The sequence below is a fragment of the Haloarcula sp. CBA1131 genome (assembly GCF_008728975.1).
Classification (GTDB): domain Archaea; phylum Halobacteriota; class Halobacteria; order Halobacteriales; family Haloarculaceae; genus Haloarcula; species Haloarcula hispanica.
Window position 1 is genome coordinate 104830 of sequence record NZ_RPCY01000001.1, and the last position, 18718, is coordinate 123547.

The following is an 18718-nucleotide window of genomic DNA, read 5'->3' on the forward strand; positions in this document are numbered from 1 at the left end:
CAGCGACCACTCCTGCCACAAAGAGGGAGTAAATCCCGATGGACGTTCTTCAGCTTGTGACAACCCGGCGGCCGTTTTTTCACAAGCAAGTCGAAGCGCTGGAGCGTCACGGCATCAACTGTACGGTTCTGGAGGTGCCCGGTGGCGACGAAGCTACTCGGTCACCGATGGCGTATCTCCGGTTCTACACGGAATCGCTCAGTGCCGCCCCGTGGCAATACGACCTCGTCCACGCTAACTATGGATTGACTGCGCCGATGGCACTGGCACAGCCGACCCGTCCGGTCGTCCTGTCGTTATGGGGATCGGACATTTTCGGCCAGTACGACCGGCTGAGTCGCCAGTGTGCCACGCTCGCTGACGAAGTCGTCGTAATGTCTTCGGCCATGGCTGATGCGCTTGGAGAAGCGTGTCATGTGATCCCTCATGCCGTCGATTTCGAGCAGTTCGAGCCAGTCCCGACCGAAACTGCCAAAGAGACGTTGGGCTGGGATGACAGCAGGTATCATGTGCTGTTTCCTTACGACCCCGACCGTGCCGAAAAGGACCATCCCCGAGCCGTCCGTGTCATAGATGCGGTCAACGAGCGTCTCGACACGCCGGTCTCGCTTGAGGTCGTCCATGGGGTCACCCACGACCGGGTCCCGACATACATGAACGCCGCAGATGCGCTCATACTGACCTCGACCCACGAGGGGTCACCGAACGCGGTCAAAGAGGCGCTGGCGTGTAATACACCAGTGGTCTCGGTAGATGTCGGTGACGTCGCGAGTCTGATCGATGGGGCCGCTCGGTCTGCCGTCTGCGCGGACGACGAAGAACTCACGACGGCACTTACAGCGACCCTCCAGTCGTCAGAGGCTGTCCACGGACGGGTTGCTGTCGAGCCGCTACGTCTGAATCGGATGGCAGAGCGTCTGACCGCAGTATACCGATCAGCTATCGACCGGAGGTGTGCATGACTGCTCACGAGACGACGATCCACAGTACAGTTAGAGCCGTCAACGCGAACCAGTGGAACAATCTCGTCACACAGTCGGACCTCGGAACGGTGTTCCACCGGTACGAATGGCTCCGGGCAGTCGAAGCAGGTCTGGATCGGCCGGCCTATCATGCGGTCGTGACGAAAGGATCGAACCCGGTTGCCGTGCTTCCGACCGTCCTGGTACCGGTTGCAACCCCCGACCCAGCGGATCTACCGGGCCCCGATCGGGTTGTGGAAGCGACGGCTTGCCACCTGCCAACTGAGCGTCTAGTGTCGCTCCATCCCGGCACTGGCGGTCCAGTAATCGCCACAGACCACGAGGCGTGTCTCGATGCGATGCTGTCGGCACTCATAACAGCAGCGCCACGGCAGGCGCTTTCGCACAAAATCCGGACGGGGAGCCAGGCACAGAACAGATACAGTAAGTATCTCATCGGTCAGGGGTATGAATCGACGGTCACTTCCTGCCGACTCGTACTTGACCTCACGCCCGGGTGGGACCGTATCGAGTCCGGAATGGACCGGACACGACGGACGGAACTACGCAACGACGCAGTCACCGTCGAACGGACTGACTTCGATGGCTCGATGCTGGCCTCGATCCATGCTGACTACGTCCAGAACATGGAGCGAATCGGAGCGGATAGCTTTCCAATGGCCTTCTTTGAGGCGCTTGCCGAACACATGGACGAACGAGTCGAGGTGTTTACTGCTCGCCGCGAGGGCGATACCCTCGGCCGACACATCTGCATCGTAGATGAGGAGCAGTCAGCCCTCAGATACTACTTTTCGGCAGTTCCGGAGACGTCAGCCTACGAATACGGGACATCGGAACAGCTCCATGGCGCGGCCATTCAGTGGGCCATTGACGCTGGCTTCGAGAGCTACGACTTCGGCACGACAGGTGCGGACTTCAGAGACGGATTGTTTTCGTACAAGTCACAGTACGGACCAGCGGTCCGCCCGATCGTCCAGTGGGACAGAGGGCTTTCGGCGGTCGCCTGGCGTGCGTTCAAATTCGGGCGCCGGCTCTATCGCGGACAGAACTACTGAGATGACAATTGGAACCAAACCACGACAATGAGTATCGAGATTGAGTGCGTCGGGACAGACCGACATGAAGAGTGGGATAGCGCTCTTGAACATTCGCCACACGCTACTGTCTTTCACCGGTGTGCGGCTCTAGAGCAACTGGCAGCCGAGTCAGGGACGGAACTCCACCGGCTGATGGGGTTCAAGGGACAGGAACCGATCGGTGTCTTGCCGATCTTCGAGCTTCGCAAGGGGCCGTTCAGTGCTGTTTTTTCCCCGCCACCGAACCTCTGGATTCCCCGACTTGGTCCGGCGTTCGTCGTTCGAGGGGACCCCAAACAACGCAAGCGGGAGCGACGTCGGCAGGGATTCATCGATGCGGCATTCGAGTATATCGAAGACACGATTGATCCGAAGTACCTCCGAGTGCGGTCGCCAACCGGGCTCGATGACGTCCGGCAATTCAAGTGGAATGACTGTACAGTTCGGCCGGAGTATACGTATGTCACCGACCTCTCTGGTGGAAAAGACGCCGTTCGAGACCGGTTTACCAGCGAGGCGCGTCGGCGGCTCCGTATCGGGCAGGAGTCGGAGTCCGAGTACACGATCTCTGAGGAAGGACTCGACGCGACTGAGACGGTGATGCACCACGTTGAAAGCCGGTACAACGAGCAGGGCGAGCCGTTCCCCGTTCCCACTGGGTTCCCCGGGCGGCTCTACGAAGCGCTTCAACCGGGGCAAATCCGCCCCTACGTTCTCCGAGTGGATGGCGATGTCGTCGGCGGGCACATTTATTACGACGACGGAGACACAATTTCGGGCTGGCTCGGGAACGTCAAGCCCCCCGATCATGTGGACCTCCCGGTCAATGAGTTGCTCATCTGGCGAGGGATTACTGATGCGATCGAGCGGGGGCGAACAGCCTATGAACTGGTGGGTGCAGGTGACCCCCGTCTAAACAGGTATAAACTCCATTTCGGGCCCGAGCTAACCGGGTTCTACTCTATGGAGCGGAGCGGAGCCGGTATCGATTCACTACTGCAACTGTATCGGTGGTTTGTACAGTACTCCTGATTTTACAGGTACTGTGCATATAATTATTCGTTGAAAAGAATAACTTACTGATAGGTATGGTAGTATTATATAGAATATATACTTTATAATAAAACCTGTATAGTAAAAATAGCCGCTTGGACATGCCTTCTAACCATAGGGCTTGTTGGTGGTATGGAGAGCAGTACTCGGCCAGTAACACGCTGGTTCCTTTCCTGCTGAACAACGTATTTACGAGCAACAGGGTGAGCGGAGGTATCGAATTCTATGCAAGCTGAGGTGGGTGAGAGCGCAACTATTTCGCCACAGGCGACGGTGGGCTACGAGTACAATGACGATGTCTCACCGACAGTCCTCGGCACAGCGGCAACAGTACGTGCCGGGACAGTAATCTACTGTGACGTCGCCGTTGGAGCATCGTTTGTCACGGGACACAACGCACTGGTGCGGGAGCATACAACCATCAGTGACGATGTCGTACTCGGAACGAACGCTGTTATCGATGGGAAGACGGACATTGGCTCTCATGTTAGCCTTCAGACAGGGGTGTACGTCCCGTCTCAGACAACCATCGGGGACAACGTCTTCCTCGGCCCACATGCAGTCCTGACAAACGACAGATATCCAGTGCGTAGCGACGGTGGACTGGCGGGGCCAACTATTGAGGACGGAGTCACTGTCGGGGCGAACGCCACGGTGTTACCCGATGTGACCATCGGCGAGCACAGCTTTGTTGCTGCAGGGGCAGTCGTCACGACGGATGTTCCGCCGAATAGCTTGGCAGTCGGCGTCCCGGCCAGCCACGAACCACTACCGCCTGAACTAGATACACGAAACAGGCTAGAGCAATGATCAACCTTGCCACACCCGACATCGGGGATGCGGAGCGCGAGCGGGTGCAAGCAGTGCTCGATAGCGGACAGCTGGCGGATGGCCCGCAGGTGCGAAAGTTCGAAACCGAGTTCGCCACGCACTGTGGGGTGTCCCACGCCGTTGCTACCGCTAACGGGACCACAGCCCTCCACGCCGCGCTGAAAGGACTTGGCATCGGAAGTGGCGACCGTGTCCTGACGACGACGTTCTCGTTCATCGCGAGCGCGAACGCAGTTCGCCTCGCCGGGGCGGAGCCGATATTTGCCGACATCGCTCCGGCAACGTACACCTTAGACCCCGACAGCGTTGAACGGACTATTGCGGCCCACGATGGGGCCGTCGACGCTATCATCGCTGTTCATCTCTACGGATTACCTGCCGACATGACCAGATTGCGAAGGATCGCTGACGAGCATGACATCCCGCTGGTGGAGGACGCGGCACAGGCCCATGGAGCGGCCGTCAGCGGCGAGCCGGTCGGTAGTCTCGGCGATGTGGCCTGTTTCTCCTTTTATCCAACAAAGAACATGACTACTGGCGAGGGTGGGATGGTTGTCACCGACGATCCTGTGGTCGCGGGTCGGACCGAGCGGTTCGTCAACCACGGTCGTGGCGACGAGGGATACACCGACGTAGGGCATAATTTCCGGATGACGAGTATCGCCGCCGCTATCGGCCTGGCACAACTAGAATGCCTTCCAGAGTACGTCGCGACCCGGCGAGAGTACGCGACGATACTAACTGACGCACTCTCGGCAACTGACCTAACGACTCCTGTCGAACCGTCCGACCGCCGGCACGCCTACAATCAGTACACTGTTCGCTGTCGGGACCGAGATGGATTGATCGACCATCTCACCGCACACGATATCGGATGCGGTGTTTATTACCCGACCCCGATCAACGAACAAGAGGCGTACAGCGGTGTTACTGCCGACACGCCCGAAGCGAAGCGCGCAGCTGCGGAAGTATGCTCACTTCCGGTACATCCGGCGCTGGAGCAGCGTGAGATCGAGCGAGTTGGGGAGGTGGTCCAGACGTATGGGTGAGACGCTCGATGTCGGAGTTGTTGGCGTCGGAGCAATGGGTCGACACCACGCCCGTGTCTACAACGAACTGTCCGGTGCGACGCTGATCGGTGTGGCCGACGCCAACGCGGACCGAGCAAAGCAGATCGCTGACAAAAATGAGGTCCGGGCCTGTGACAGCGCGGACCTGTGCAAGCAAGCCGATGCGGTCTCAATCGCCGTCCCGACGCGGTACCACGCCGAGGTTGCTCGACAGTGTATTGACGCTGGGACTGGGATGTTGATCGAAAAGCCGTTGGTCGTGAAGACTGCGACCGGACGCGACCTCATCGACGCTGCGGATGCCGTGGACGTGACCCTTCAGGTAGGCCATATAGAGCGGTTCAACCCTGTGACAGAGGTCTTAGAGGAGATCCTCGCAGATATCGATGTTATTTCTGTGTCGGCCAAACGGCTAGGGCCGTCAGTCGATCGCACCGTTGAGGACTCGGCAGTCACCGACCTCATGATACACGACATCGATCTGATCTGTCATCTCCTGCCGTCCGCAGTATCAGATATTCAGGTCAGCGGCGCTGCACAGGGCCGATACGCGACAGCAACGTTAGAGTTCTCCTCCGGAGTCATCGGCTCACTGACGGCGAGCAGGGTCACAGAAAAGAAGATCCGCCAGTTCAAAATCACCGCGGATTCCTGTTACGTGACTGCTGACTTCATTGATCAGTCACTAGAAGTCCATCGCCAGTCAGTTCCGGAGTACGTTGCGACGGACAACGAGGTCCGGTACCGCCATGAGAGTATCGTCGAGAAGCCGGCAGTACGCACCGGGGAACCACTCAAACGCGAACTCGAGTCCTTCCTCGATGCTGTACAGACGAACAGCCAACCGCGTGTCACAGGTGAGGACGGGATCCGAGCCGTCGAGTTAGCACAGACAATTGACCGAAAAGCGTTCGACGCGGGGTCTTCGGAAAGGGAGTTCACCACCAATGCACAGACAGACTGAGTCAGTAGGTGGCGTTTACGGGAACGACGCCACTGCCGAGCAGGTTCAAACCGCGTTTGAAAACGGAACCCTTCCGGTGGCAGTGTACGGACTCGGCAAGATGGGGCTCCCTCTGGCTGCTGTGTTTGCCGACGTCTGTGGCGCTGTCATCGGTGTCGACATCGATCCGGCAGTCGTTGAAAGTGTCAATGCTGGCAACTGCCACGTCCAGCGCGAACCGGGACTGCCCGATTTAGTGGCAGACTGTGTCGCCGCCGGGGAACTTCGCGCGACGTCTGACCCGGCCGCTGCGGCGGCTGCAGCGACCGTTCACGTCGTCATCGTACCAACACCACTTACGGACACGTCTGAGCCCGATCTCTCCATGCTTGACGCTGCTATCGACGGGATTGCGGAGGGCGTCGCGCCCGGCGACCTCGTCCTCGTTGAGTGCACCGTTCCACCACGGACGACTGCTGACCACGTCCGGCCCGGCATCGCTGCGGCAGCCGGCTTAGAGACCGATGCGTTCGGTGTCGCATTCTGTCCCGAGCGGACCGCGAGTGGACGCGCTATTCAGGACATCCGCGGCGCGTACCCGAAGGTCGTTGGCGGTGTCGACGATGAGAGCACCCGACTGGCAGAGTGCATCTACGCCAGTATCAACGACAGCGGTGTTATCGCTGTCGCCGACGCAACCACTGCCGAATGTGTCAAGCTGTTTGAAGGGTTGTACCGTGATGTCAACATCGCGCTGGCAAACGAGCTAGCGACGTTCACCGACGAGCTTGACGTCGACGTTCGGGCAGCAATCGAGGCTGCCAACACGCAACCGTTCTGTGACATCCACGATCCTGGACCCGGAGTTGGTGGCCACTGTATCCCGGTCTACCCCCACTTCCTCATCGAACCGTTTGACACCGAGGCGCCGTTGCTCGAAACCGCACGCGAGGTCAACGATTCGATGCCGGTGTTTACAGTCGAGACACTCCGCGAGGAACTGGCCGCCGACGGCGTGGAACTGGCCGCGGCCAGCGTCCTTGTGCTCGGGCTGACCTATCGACCCGGTGTGGAGGAAACGCAGACATCGCCGGCCCGTCCAATCGCAGAGAGGCTGTCAGCGGCCGGGGCCGACGTCGACGGGATCGACCCGCTTCTCGACGATACCGCCGAGTTCGACCTGGAGCAGCTACCACTTTCTCGGGCGTCAGAGCGGGACTACGACGCTATCGTCATGGTCACACCGCACGACGAGTTCGGGGCGCTAGACTGGGACTCGATAGGCCGACCAGCGGGCTCAGTCGTCATCGACGGACGGGACACACTGACCCTGTCTGACACCAGTCATCGCGTCTACACCGTCGGGCGCGGACCCGTAGAGTAGACGGAGATACGCCAGTCAGTTGTCCCGCCTGTCAGGAAACCCCGCCGGTTCGCGCTCCGGAACGCCACTAATCGTCAACGCGGCTGCGGTGGTGCTGAGCGCTCGTTTACTGGCCCGTCTGCAGGCTGTCACATTGACTGGCCGCACTCTCGTCGAACCGTTCCGTAATACCTGCGACCGAAGGAATGTTGCCTGTCGAGTCCCTGTATAGAGGTAATGGGACACGCTGAATCTGAACTACTGGACGTGGAGCGTATCCGCGAGGACTTCCCCATCCTCCAGCGCGAATTCGACGGCGAGCAGGTGGTGTACCTCGACAACGCGGCCACAACGCAGACGCCCGAGCCGGTCGTCGAGACCATCGCTGACTACTACCGGACGACGAACGCCAACGTCCACCGCGGCCTCCACCAACTCAGCCAGGAGGCCAGCGTCGCCTACGAGAAGGCCCACGACCGCGTCGCCGAGTTCATCGGCGCGTCGGGCGAGCGCGAGGAAATCGTCTTTACGAAGAACACGACGGAGAGTGAGAACCTCGTCGCCTACGCCTGGGGCCTGAACGAACTCGGGCCAGAAGACGAGGTCGTCCTCACGGAGATGGAACACCACGCCTCGCTGGTCACCTGGCAGCAGATCGCCAAGAAGACCGGCGCGACGTGTCGGTACATCAGCGTCGACGAGGACGGCACGCTCGACATGGACCACGCCCGCGAGATCATCACCGACGATACCGCGATGGTCAGCGTCGTCCACGTCTCGAACACGCTCGGCACGGTCAATCCGGTCTCGGAGCTGGCGGACATCGCCCACGACCACGGGTCGTACATCTTCGTCGACGGCGCGCAGTCGGTCCCGAACCGCCCAGTCGACGTGGAAGCCATCGACGCTGACTTCCTGGCCTTCTCGGGCCACAAGATGGCCGGTCCGACCGGTATCGGCGTCCTCTACGGCAAGAAGCACCTGCTTGAGGAGATGGAGCCGTACCTCTACGGCGGCGAGATGATCAAGAAGGTCACCTTCGAGGACGCTACCTGGAACGACCTCCCCTGGAAGTTCGAGGCCGGCACGCCCGTCATCTGCCAGGGCATCGCGCTGGCGGAGGCCTGTGACTACCTCGACGACATCGGTATGGAACGAATCCAGCGCCACGAGGAACAACTCGCCCAGTACGCGCTTGAACAACTCCGGGACGAAGGCGACGTGGAGACGTACGGCCCGTCCGCGGGAACGGAACGAGGCGGTCTGGTCGCGTTCAACCTCGATTCGGTCCACGCCCACGACCTCTCCTCGATCCTCAACGACTCCGCCGTCGCCATCCGCGCCGGCGACCACTGCACCCAGCCCCTCCACGACAAGATGGGCGTCCCCGCCTCCGCACGAGCCTCGTTCTACATCTATAACACGCGTGAAGAAGTGGACAAGCTCGTTTCAGCTATCGACGACGCCCGCCAGCTGTTCGCGTAATCCCACTCGCAGTCTCCGTCGGAGTTGCGGAGTGATTTATTGGCAATTTTTTACATTACCGCGGTGCACGCCACCTATATGACACACCGCCGATAACTTTCGGCGGAACAATGACTGATACCGATGAAGCGGAGCGGCCGCTGACGCCGGAAGCCCTCGATTACACGCACCTTCCCGATCAAACGATGTACAAGGTGTCGCTCGACGACGCCAGCCACTTCGAGCAGGGTGGGGACGACATCCGGACGTACCCGGTGTGTATCACGAACGAATTCAAGTTGCTGTACTTCGAGATGGACCCTGGCGCGGTCATTGACTGGCACACGCACGCACCCAGTTTCGACGAGGTGTGTCTGTGCCTCGATGGTGCCGCCAGATACACGCTGAAACGCGAAGACGGAAGCGAGCAAGTAATCCGGGCTGAACGACGCGAGTTCGTCTATCTACCCGGTGGGGCACGACACAAGATAGAATCTGTGGGAGAAACCAGTCACGAGGGACTGGTCGCAATGCCGTCGGACTCGGTCGGACGCCTCGAATTGCTCGAAGGGAATGAGCCGTACCAGACAGAGGACTGGCCGGTTGCGCTGTGGGTCGACCAAGTCCGCGACGAAGTCGTCACGAAAGACGAGAACGCCGTCACGGAGTAGGTCCAATAGGTACGTATCGGGAAATCACGGGTCCGCAGCGAGGTAAATGACAGCTAGCTCATAGAGAGCGGGGTTCGGCGTCGCAATCGGCCGGGCCTCCTGTACAGCCGCCAGCGCGTTCGAGAGCGGGCGGTCCTCCTCGGCGGCGATGGCCGTCGCAAGCAGCGTCGAACTCCGGGAGACGCCAGCCTTGCAGTGAATCAGTGCCGGACCGTCCGCTCGGACGAAGCGCCGGGCGGTATCGACGGCCGCCTCGAACGCCGCCCACTCGTTCCCCGGGCCGTCAGTGAGCGGATGGTGGGCGGTCGTGAGCGGGTACGCCTCGCTCGTCGCTGAAAGCACGTAATCGAAGGACTGGTCGTGTGTCTCGGGTCGTGCCGCGTGTTTGTTTCCGAGATACAGCGACCGGTCGCCAATCTGTCGGATTACCGGCGCATCGCTGACGAACCCCACGGGTCGGACAGCACAGTCGGTAGAAGCCGAAGCGTCGTTCTGCCCCATGTGTTGACAGAACGAGCTGCGATAGTAAATACTGCCTACTGACGGGAGAGCGTCGGTCAGTGCTCACAGACCGTCGGGGCGGTCCCTGGCGAAGGAAAATACATGCGAACCGATACCTCGGAACGCTTTTCCGACTGACAGCCGTATCATAGTTCAATTATGGGTATCGGTGGCTCGGACATGTACCGGCAGCAGATCCTCGATCACTACAAGAACCCGCGGAACTACGGGGAGATCGAGGACCCGACGTTTACCCACATCGGCGAGAACCCGATGTGCGGCGACGAGATACGGATGGATGTCGTCCTCGACGAGAGCGAGGAGACCATCGAGCGGGTCGCCTTCCAGGGCGACGGCTGTGCCATCTCTCAGGCTTCGGCGTCGATGCTTTCACAGGAGCTAGCTGGGATGGCGGTCGAGGACCTGGAAGCGATGGACCGTGACGACATCACAGAGATGCTCGGCGTCGACATCTCGCCGATGCGGGTGAAATGTGCCGTCCTCGCCGAGAAGGTGGCCCAGGACGGAGCGGAGATCTACTTCGGCGAGAAGGACATCGACCGGACGACGACCGAAGACGACGACTGAGACGGAATCACACACCGACAGTACGCTTTTCATTCCACTCGGGCGATAGCCCAGTCAATGCCGGAAAACGAGTGGGACCCCGACGACTACGACGGGGGACACAGCTTTGTCGCCGAGTACGGAGCGGACGTGGTCGAGTTGCTGGACGCGCAGCCGAGCGAGCGCGTCCTCGATATCGGCTGTGGCACGGGCCACCTGACGGCCGAAATCGCCGACCGGGGTGCGGCTGTGGTCGGCATCGACGCCGCCGAAGAGATGGTCGCTCAGGCTCGCGAGCAGTACCCCGACCTGACGTTCGAGGTCGCCGACGCCCGGGACTACGACCCCGGCACGTTCGACGCTGTCTTCTCGAACGCCGCACTGCACTGGATACCCAGCGACGACCACGACGCCGTGTTGTCGATGGTCGCCGAGGCCTTGGACGAAGGCGGTCGCTTCGTCGCGGAACTTGGCGGCCAGGGGAACGTCTCACAGGTCGAAACAGCGGTCCGTTCGGTACTCGCTGAACGGGGCTACGAGACCGGGAACCCGTGGTATTTCCCGAGCCTCGGCGAGTACACGTCGCGTCTCGAAGCGCACGGACTGGAGGTCACCGCAGCGTGGCTGTTTGACCGTCCGACACCGCTTGAAGGCGGTAGCGCGGGCTTGAGAGAATGGCTCGAAATGTTCGGCGATTCGGTGCTGGCTCCGGTCCCCGAACGCGACCACGGAGCCGTTCTGGACAGTATCGAGGACCGGCTGCGACCGACGTTATACGACACCGAGACTGAGACGTGGACCGTCGACTACCGGCGGCTGCGGTTCGTCGCCAGTCACTAACGAACAGTTGGCCTCTGATTCAGGCCAGGAAGACGTGCCGCGGTCGGTCAGCCAGTACGTCGCGACCCCAGTCGACCGTCTCCGAGAAGTCGTCCGAGCGGAAGAACGCCATCGCATCCTCCTGTGAGTCCCACTGGCTCGCGATGAACATGTCGTTCGCGTCGTCGTGGTTGAACAGCAGCGAGGTCTCGCGGTGGCCGTCCATCTCTTCGAGCAGGCCGCCGACAGTGTCGAACTTCTCGACGAAGTCGTCGTGGTACTCAGGCTTGACCGTGTAGAACATCCCCATCGTCCCGAACCCGTCGCCCTCGCCGTGGCGGCCGACGACACCGGGCAGGTCGGTGAGGTAGTCGCTGGCGGTCTGGGCGGCGTCTTCGGTGTCCCACAGCGACGCGACAGCCGCGACATCGCCGTCGGTGTCGCCGTACACCGTCGTCTGGACGTGGGTGTCGTAGCGGTCGAACGCGCTCCGGAGGTCTGCGACTTCCTCGTCGAGCGTTTCGGCGTCAGCTTCGGAGTATACGACCAGTGCGTACACGTCCTCACCGTGCGGTTGCCCGGCGTAGACGCCCGCCGACTCGAGCGACTCGCGGATGGACTGCGACGACTCGGCGGTCTGGGCGTCGCTGTTGGCCTCGGTCTCGCTACTCTCGGCACCCTCGCCGAGCGGGCCGCCGAGTTGCTCCTCGACGCCGTCGATATCGGACAGGAACCCGGCCGCCGTCTCGGCGGCGTCTTTCGCCGTCCAGATGCTGACGACGTAGGTCTGGCCACTGTCGGCGCGCACGGCCGTCCGGACGTGGCGGTCGTAGTGGTCGAAACTGCTCTCGAGGTCGGACACGTCGTCGACGATGTCCTCCGCATCCGCCGAGGAGTGAAACACCAGCGCGTAGTCCCCGGCGTCGTACGCCTCACCTTCGTGCAGTCCCAGCCGACCGAGCCGCTGTGCGGCGTCGTCGACCTCCTCGAAATCGGCCGAGACGTCCGGCCGGCCGCCCGAACTGCTCGACGATCCCGAGTCATCCCCGTCGGAGGACTCCTCCGAATGCGGATGGTCACCCTCGCTGGCGCTGCCGGGGTGGGCACCGCCGTGACTATCGGTGTCCCCGCCGGCATGTGCTCCGGCCTGTGCGTCGCTCGCCGTCGGCTCTTCTGCGTGGCTGTGGCTCGCGCCGGCATCAGTCGGAGCGTGCTCGTGTTCCGCAACGTCCGCCGGCGTCTCCGGAACCGACTCGTCGTCGGTCGGCACCCGCTGGCCGGCCAGCACGGCCGGCAACTCCGAGGGATCGAACCGCCGGCCGACGTAGAAGGGGCCGAACTCGGCGAACTGCGAGGTCGAGGGGTCAAAGCGCATCTCGGTCAGCAGCTCCTTGATGTGGCGCATGTCGTCGCTCCAGAGCGTGATGCCCCACTCCCAGTCGTCGAAGCCGATGGAGCCGGCGATCATCTGGTTCACGTCGCCGCCGTAGGTGCGGCCGATATCGCCGTGGCGTTTGATGTGGGCCGCCCGCTCCTCGAAGGACGTGTCGTACCAGTTCTGGTCGGGCTGGCGGCGCTTGCTCATCGGGTAGAAGCAGACGAACTCGTCGTCGGGCACATCGGGGTGGAGCCGGGCCTGGATGTACTGGGCCAGCCCGGAGTCGTCGTCGACCTCGCCCTCGAAGTACTCACGGGACTTCTCGGTGTAGCCTGAGGCCTCCGTCACGGAGACGTACGAGAACTCCTGTTCGGTGAAGGCGGCGAACTCCGTCTGCTCGAAGTGCCGTTCGGCCGCGTCGAGGTCGCCCATCGTCGGCCGCAGGTGGAGGATCATGATGTCCGCCTTGTGACCCATGACGGTGTACACTGCCGTCTGTCCCTCCTCGGCGTCTTCGACGGCTTCGTACGCGTCGAGGAAGCCGATCCCCTCCGAGAGCGCACGGTCGCGGACTCGCTGGGGGCCTCGCGCCAGGCGTCCCAGTCGATACTCCGGCAATCGTGCAGCGCGTACCAGCCCTCTTCCGTGGCTGGCGGCTTTCGTTGATCCATAGATATCAGTTGCAGGTCGACAGTAAGGAAACTTCTCATGTCGTTCCGGTCCGGCGACTTCTGACCCAGCAGTTCAGGCTATGCTTTTATTAGGCTAACGTGACAGCGAATCTATGTTGTCGCATGAACAACCCAATCGATAGACGGGTCGCAACTGCCCTCCAATCATATACGGTACTTGCGGTTATCGCCATTCTCATTGGTGCCGCCGTCGTGCCGTATGCGGCGTCGGTCGCCGAGGGTGACGAACAGTACGTCGCTGTAGTGAACATCGACGAAACAATCTCCGGCTCTAGTTCACAGGACACGATACAGGAGCTCCGCGAACTCCGCAGCAACGAGTCGGTCGAAGCGGTCGTCCTCCGGGTATCGAGTCCAGGGGGAAGCGCCGCCGCCAGTGAATCGATGTATCTGGCGGTCAAGCGGCTCTCGGCCGAAAAACCGGTGTATACGAGTGTGAACCAGTACGCCGCTTCCGGCGCGTACTACACCGCGGTCCCGAGCGACCGCATCTACGTGACGCCGGCCAGTCTCGTCGGCCACGTCGGCGTCATCGGAACCGCGCCGAGCGACGGTCTGAGCTCCGCCGCCACCACTGGACCCGACAAAGCCCATCGAGGTATGACGCGCGACCAATACTACGCCAGTCTCGAATCAATGAAGCGGGCCTTCGTCGGGGCAGTCATGACCGAACGCGGTGACAGGCTCAACGTGTCCCGCGAGACTGTCGCTGAAGCGTCAGCCTATCAGGGCGGTCGCGCGGTCCAGACCGGCTATGCGGACGAAGTCGGTGGACTCGAAGCCGCGATAGCCGGCGCGGCCGAAGCCGCCGACCTCTCGGAGTATCAGGTCGTGTACCGCAACCCCGCGGACCCACGGGGGCTGTTCCTGCTCAGTGGCGGGAGTGAAGCCGGTGGGAACGCTACCGTCGCCGCCGAAGGCGCACCGTACACGTTCCAGGGCGTCGACACAGTCCACTTCCTCATGATATACGGCACGCCGGAAAATCAGCAAGTCGTCTACAACAGCAGCGCACAGGGAGGTGCCTGAAATGGCAGCCAATAGCTCAAGTACGGTCGTTCGAGCAGGATTCTTCGTCGGTATCCTCATCCTCTCGGCGGTCGTCGGCACCGTAGCAATCGGCGGTGGTGGTGGCAGTCAGGCGGCCCCCGATGTAACCCAGGTGAACGCCCCGTCGTTCAACAGCGACGAGTCCGTCGCGACGCCGGCAGCCGAGAGCGGTGACCTCTCGATGTCGGCTGACGCGTCCGGGAAGGTCGTCGTTATCGACGTCGCTCACGCCGGCGACATCGACCGAGAAGCGCTCACACCGCTCGTATCGACCCTGACCGAGAACGGAGCGACGGTACGCTACCACGTCGGTGAGCGACAGAGCGGAAGCCCGCTCAACGAGTCACTGCGTTCGGCTGACGCCTTCGTCGTTCTCGGCGCGGAACAGCGCTACACCGAGAGTGAGATGAACGGTCTGACCGCGTTCAGCGACGCAGGCGGTCGCGTGCTCTTGCTGAACGAGCCGTCACAGGCGAGTCCCGCCGGCCTGGGGCTGTTCGGCCCGGTTCGCTCCGATAGCGTGACCATGCCGATGGCCCCACTGGCGAGTCAGTACGGCCTCTCGTACGGGAACGGCTACCTGTACAACATGCACGAGTACGACACCAACTACCAGAACGTCTACGCGACGCCGACGGGCGATACGGAACTCACAGAGGGCGTCGACCGAACGGTCTTCTACGCCGCACTCCCCGTTCAGGGTGGCGACACCGTGGTCACTACGACGGAACAGACAACGCTCTCGAAGACCCGGCGACAGGACACGTACGGCGTCGTTGCCCGCTCGGGGAACGTCGTCACCGTCGGTGACACGAACGTATTCACACAGGAGTTCCTCTACCGGGCCGATAACGAACAGTTAGTCGGGAATCTGCTTGACTTCCTCGTTACAGGCGAGAAATCACCCGCAGACGCACCACAGCCCGCAGACTCCGGCGAGTCCGGACCTGGCGGCTCGCTCCCCGGTGCCGGAACGGGCGGTGGCGGCGCACTGCCGTCCGAGCCGGATTCAACCCCAGCGCCCGAACCGAACGAGACCATGAGGGCCGACCAGTAGGGCGTCACCGCCCGCTCTCGTCGGAGATACCGGCAGAACAGGAATAACGCAGCAATTGCCGAACCGCGGCGAGTGCAGTCAGTCGTCGATGTCGAAGACGCGGCGCAGTTCGCGCTCGATCTCGTCGACGTATTCGGAGAGCACGGCGTCGAGTTTCTCGTCGTCGACGATGATCGCCGAGAGCCGCTCGGTCGGGTTCTCCGGCAGTTCGACACTGAACTCGCCGTCCTCGTAGAACGGCTCCGACTCGTTGAGGACCTGCTGGTCGATCGCGTGGACCAGTTCTGAGTCGTACGCGTCGTTCATCCGCTCGAAGGCGTTCTTGTAGGCCTTCTGGAGCTCCGGGAAGTAGTTCGCGTACTTGTCCTCGAACTTCTCGGGGTCGAACTCTGTCATTGTCAGAACGGTACAGGGCTGGGGATAAAGATGGCCCGATGTTCATACTGTCGGCTGTACGTCTGTGACGAATTTCGCCTCCCAGGGGTGGCGACTATCCAGACATAGTTACGGCCGACAGTATCACCGTTGTATCGTGCGTGCGTCCTTCTGGGGGAGATACATCGTGAGATACGCGACGAAGCAGATGCCGAAGATGCCACCCAGGACGAGAAAGACACGGATGTCCAGCCTGGCGATAGCTGCGATAATCTCTTGCAGCGTCGTCCGCGGATTCGCGAAGCCGAACGTCTCAGTGTAGGCTAACAGGCCGGCGACGACGACGAGCGCGATATCGAACAGGCCCCGAGAGTCCATCGTGGGGTGTTCGGAGAAGCGGACGTATAGCTTTTATTGCTGATACTGGTGGCAGCGTCGTCAGTCACCCTACCGCGCTGTTTGTGACGGCTTGGTTACGAGACTTGCTCGCTGATAATCTCGTCGGCCGCCTCGATGAACGCCGATTCCTCGCCGGTCGGGATAGTCGCGCCCGCTGCGATGTCGTGCCCGCCGCCATCGCCACCGACGGCCTGGGCGGCGTCGCGCATCACGACCGAGAGGTCCACGCCTCGGCCGACCAGCGGGCCGGTCGCCCGCGAGGACACTTTCGTCTCGTCCTCGTCGGTGCTGGCAAAGGCGATGATTGGCTTGTCCGAATCGACGCCGTCGGTCCCCAGCGCCATCCCGGCGACGATGCCGACGATGGTCTCGCGGATGGCGTCACCGGCGTCGAACCACTGGACGGTCCCGGCCTGGGTGACGCCGCGCTCCTTGACGAGCGTGAGTCCCTCCGAGAGGTTCCGGCGGTGGTTCGACAGCAGTGTCCGCGCCCGCTCCAGCGGTGCGTCGCGCTCGCCGAGACAGACCGCCAGTCCCACGTCCGCTCGTTCGTAGCGGGCCGTGGCGTTCAGGAGCGTCGAGAACTCGCTCGCATCCCGGAGTTCCGTGCCGCGCGGTTCCGCAGTCAGCGTGTAGGTCGTGCCGATGAGCGTCTCGATCTTGTCCGCCGGGACGCCGCGCTCGACGGCACGCTGGACCAGCCCGCTGGCGACGGTCTGGCGCTCGTCGTCGGAGAGGTCCGCCCACGTCCGCCAGTCTCCATCGGCTTTCAGGTCCAGACCGAGGCCTTCGAGGAACCGCGTCGCGCCGGCCTGATCGTTCGAAATCCCTGGAATCGGAACTTCCGTGGCGTACTCAAGTAGCTTCGGCAGCGGTCGGGTCTGTTTGCCATACAGCGAGAGGTCGGTGCCCTCCTCCAGCACGTCGGCGGCGATGCCCTCCTCGACGAGACCGGCGTTGGCTCCGACGAGTTCCCCGCCGACGGCCTGCATGTCCCCGACTGCGCCGACGACCGCCAGCGCGGCGAGGTCGCGGTTGTCAGTCTCCCCGGTCGAGAGCGCGCGGGCAAGGACGTACGCTGCGCCTGCACCCGAGAGCTCCGACGCGCCGTTGATACCTTCGAGTAGCGGATTGAGATGCGTCTCGAAGTCGGCGTAGCCGTCGGTGTCGACGACCGCGTCGGAGTGGCAGTCGTCCGGGGCCGACGGCTGGTGATGGTCGGCAATGATCGCCTCAAAGTTGCCCGCGGCGACGTGTTCGGAGATCACGTCGAGCTGGCCGGACCCGAAGTCCGTGAACAGCACGGTGTCGTACTCCCGAGCCGCGATGCTCTCGATCTCAGCGGCGTCGAGTTGCTTCTTGAACACGGTCTCGACGGGGATGCCGGCCCGCGACAGCGCCGCGGTGGCGATGGCGGCGCTGGTCAGCCCGTCGGCGTCGATGTGGGAGGCCAGCAACACGCGGTCGGCCGCCCGGAGTCGGTCGGCGCAGGCGGCCGCGCGGTCGGCGAGCGCTGGAACGGGGCCGGTCGTAGTCATCGTACCGGGGATAGGTGCGCTCCGGCATAAAAACGTTCAGACGCGCAGTCAGTCGTCCCGGAGCGGCCTGCCCCGTCAGGCGACCTTCCGCTGGTCGCTGAGCGTGACGGTCCGGTCGGCCGTCTCGACAGTCGTCCGGATGGTTATCCAGCCGTCCGCCTGTTCGATAGCGTAGGCGTCGCGGAACGACAGGTCGACGCGCCGGGTCGTGGTGTAGGACTCGTCAGCTTCGAGCGTCCCCACGTCCTCGGAGCCCTCCCAGACCACGTCACCGTCGTCGGTGGAGTTCCCGGCGTAAATCCGCGTGTAGACGGTGATTTCCGCCGCCGTACTGTTCTGCTGATTCGTCAGCGTGGAAGTCACGTCACGACAGGTCTGGCCACACTCCTCGATGGAATCGACGGTGAACGCAAACGGCGGGGTACTGGCCGCGCCGCCGTCAGCATTGGTTCCGTCCTCAGTGCTGGCGGTATCGCTATCAGGCGTCTCCGTCGGGAACTCCGAGAGGTCCTGCCCGCTGCTTTCCGCCTGGAACGGGCCGAGGCCGGCGACGAACGCGCCGCCGACACCCGCGAGCAGGAGCACGACAGCGCCGCCGACGGCGAGCAGCTTTCCGTTCATCGGTCTACGTCCCGGCCCCTGTCGCCGCCCCACTCACGTCCGAGCCGGGGCTGTCGTCGCTCCCACCGGCGAGGAACTCCTGAATCGCTTCGATGATCGTTGTCACAAAGTCAGGGACCTGATCCGGGAGACCGCCGGGCGGGCCGACGGCGTTCGTCCCGTCGTCACCGTCCACCGCGGGCGCAGCCGCGGCCGCCGCTGTGAAGAGTGTCAGCGCGAGCACCAGCGTGCCGACCGTGCGCAGTAGGGTTCGTGTCATCGTCGTCC

General features: G+C 62.4%; 19 protein-coding genes and 1 pseudogene. 13 read left to right on the plus strand and 7 right to left on the minus strand.

Annotated elements, in window-relative coordinates; genetic code table 11:
* Nucleotides 1–38 precede the first annotated feature (38 nt).
* The 9 genes from Har1131_RS00580 to Har1131_RS00620 all read left to right on the plus strand — a co-directional run bounded on the left by Har1131_RS00580 (nt 39) and on the right by Har1131_RS00620 (nt 9454).
* A complete protein-coding gene (locus Har1131_RS00580) occupies nt 39–962 on the plus strand; it encodes a glycosyltransferase (RefSeq protein WP_050037471.1) in 924 nt (307 codons plus the stop codon).
* Nucleotides 959–2038: a GNAT family N-acetyltransferase gene (locus tag Har1131_RS00585; RefSeq protein ID WP_014039357.1), complete on the plus strand. Its 1080-nt coding sequence runs from the start codon at nt 959–961 to the stop codon at nt 2036–2038. Before Har1131_RS00580 ends, Har1131_RS00585 begins: the two co-directional genes overlap by 4 nt.
* 27 nt (nt 2039–2065) lie before the next feature.
* Nucleotides 2066–3091, plus strand: coding sequence for a GNAT family N-acetyltransferase (locus Har1131_RS00590; RefSeq protein WP_014039356.1), 1026 nt, complete (start codon nt 2066–2068; stop codon nt 3089–3091).
* Between the two features lie 246 nt (nt 3092–3337).
* A complete protein-coding gene (locus Har1131_RS00595) occupies nt 3338–3922 on the plus strand; it encodes an acyltransferase (RefSeq protein WP_014039355.1) in 585 nt (194 codons plus the stop codon).
* Complete coding sequence (locus Har1131_RS00600) at nt 3919–4992, plus strand: DegT/DnrJ/EryC1/StrS aminotransferase family protein (RefSeq protein WP_014039354.1); 1074 nt, start codon at nt 3919–3921, stop codon at nt 4990–4992. Before Har1131_RS00595 ends, Har1131_RS00600 begins: the two co-directional genes overlap by 4 nt.
* Nucleotides 4985–5977: a Gfo/Idh/MocA family protein gene (locus Har1131_RS00605; protein ID WP_014039353.1), complete on the plus strand. Its 993-nt coding sequence runs from the start codon at nt 4985–4987 to the stop codon at nt 5975–5977. Before Har1131_RS00600 ends, Har1131_RS00605 begins: the two co-directional genes overlap by 8 nt.
* On the plus strand, nt 5961–7340 hold the full coding sequence (locus Har1131_RS00610) for a nucleotide sugar dehydrogenase (RefSeq protein ID WP_023843101.1): 1380 nt from the start codon (nt 5961–5963) through the stop codon (nt 7338–7340). Before Har1131_RS00605 ends, Har1131_RS00610 begins: the two co-directional genes overlap by 17 nt.
* Before the next feature lie 216 nt (nt 7341–7556).
* Nucleotides 7557–8804 (plus strand): aminotransferase class V-fold PLP-dependent enzyme, encoded by a 1248-nt coding sequence (locus tag Har1131_RS00615; protein ID WP_014039351.1) that lies wholly within the window; start codon nt 7557–7559, stop codon nt 8802–8804.
* A gap of 110 nt (nt 8805–8914) precedes the next feature.
* Nucleotides 8915–9454: a cupin domain-containing protein gene (locus Har1131_RS00620; RefSeq protein ID WP_050037468.1), complete on the plus strand. Its 540-nt coding sequence runs from the start codon at nt 8915–8917 to the stop codon at nt 9452–9454.
* Nucleotides 9455–9478: 24 nt separating this feature from the next.
* On the opposite strand, the gene Har1131_RS00625 is transcribed toward Har1131_RS00620, so the two are convergent.
* Entirely contained in the window at nt 9479–9955 is a 477-nt protein-coding gene (locus Har1131_RS00625; RefSeq protein WP_023843100.1) for a dual specificity protein phosphatase family protein, read from the minus strand.
* A gap of 159 nt (nt 9956–10114) precedes the next feature.
* Here Har1131_RS00625 and Har1131_RS00630 point away from each other — a divergent pair, with 159 nt between their 5' ends.
* The gene (locus Har1131_RS00630; protein WP_014039348.1) at nt 10115–10543 is read left to right on the plus strand and encodes an iron-sulfur cluster assembly scaffold protein; all 429 of its coding nucleotides are present in this window, start codon (nt 10115–10117) and stop codon (nt 10541–10543) included.
* 57 nt (nt 10544–10600) lie between these two features.
* Nucleotides 10601–11362, plus strand: coding sequence for a trans-aconitate 2-methyltransferase (locus Har1131_RS00635; RefSeq protein ID WP_050037467.1), 762 nt, complete (start codon nt 10601–10603; stop codon nt 11360–11362).
* A gap of 19 nt (nt 11363–11381) precedes the next feature.
* Here the strand turns inward: Har1131_RS00635 and Har1131_RS00640 are convergent.
* A pseudogene (locus Har1131_RS00640) lies at nt 11382–13390 on the minus strand (heme-binding protein).
* A gap of 123 nt (nt 13391–13513) precedes the next feature.
* Here Har1131_RS00640 and Har1131_RS00645 point away from each other — a divergent pair.
* Nucleotides 13514–14440: a S49 family peptidase gene (locus Har1131_RS00645; RefSeq protein ID WP_014039345.1), complete on the plus strand. Its 927-nt coding sequence runs from the start codon at nt 13514–13516 to the stop codon at nt 14438–14440.
* A 1-nt stretch (nt 14441) separates the two neighbouring features.
* Complete coding sequence (locus Har1131_RS00650; RefSeq protein WP_050037465.1) at nt 14442–15518, plus strand: DUF4350 domain-containing protein; 1077 nt, start codon at nt 14442–14444, stop codon at nt 15516–15518.
* Between the two features lie 78 nt (nt 15519–15596).
* On the opposite strand, the gene Har1131_RS00655 is transcribed toward Har1131_RS00650, so the two are convergent.
* The 5 genes from Har1131_RS00655 to Har1131_RS00675 form a co-directional block, all read right to left on the minus strand.
* Entirely contained in the window at nt 15597–15914 is a 318-nt protein-coding gene (locus Har1131_RS00655; protein ID WP_014039343.1) for a DUF5783 family protein, read from the minus strand.
* Between the two features lie 123 nt (nt 15915–16037).
* Nucleotides 16038–16271, minus strand: a complete 234-nt coding sequence (locus Har1131_RS00660; protein ID WP_014039342.1) for a hypothetical protein — start codon at nt 16269–16271, stop codon at nt 16038–16040.
* A gap of 95 nt (nt 16272–16366) precedes the next feature.
* Nucleotides 16367–17830, minus strand: a complete 1464-nt coding sequence (locus tag Har1131_RS00665; protein ID WP_014039341.1) for a DHH family phosphoesterase — start codon at nt 17828–17830, stop codon at nt 16367–16369.
* A 75-nt stretch (nt 17831–17905) separates the two neighbouring features.
* Nucleotides 17906–18451 (minus strand): hypothetical protein, encoded by a 546-nt coding sequence (locus Har1131_RS00670; protein ID WP_014039340.1) that lies wholly within the window; start codon nt 18449–18451, stop codon nt 17906–17908.
* Nucleotides 18452–18455: 4 nt separating this feature from the next.
* A complete protein-coding gene (locus Har1131_RS00675; RefSeq protein WP_023843099.1) occupies nt 18456–18710 on the minus strand; it encodes a hypothetical protein in 255 nt (84 codons plus the stop codon).
* Between the last annotated feature and the right edge of the window lie 8 nt (nt 18711–18718).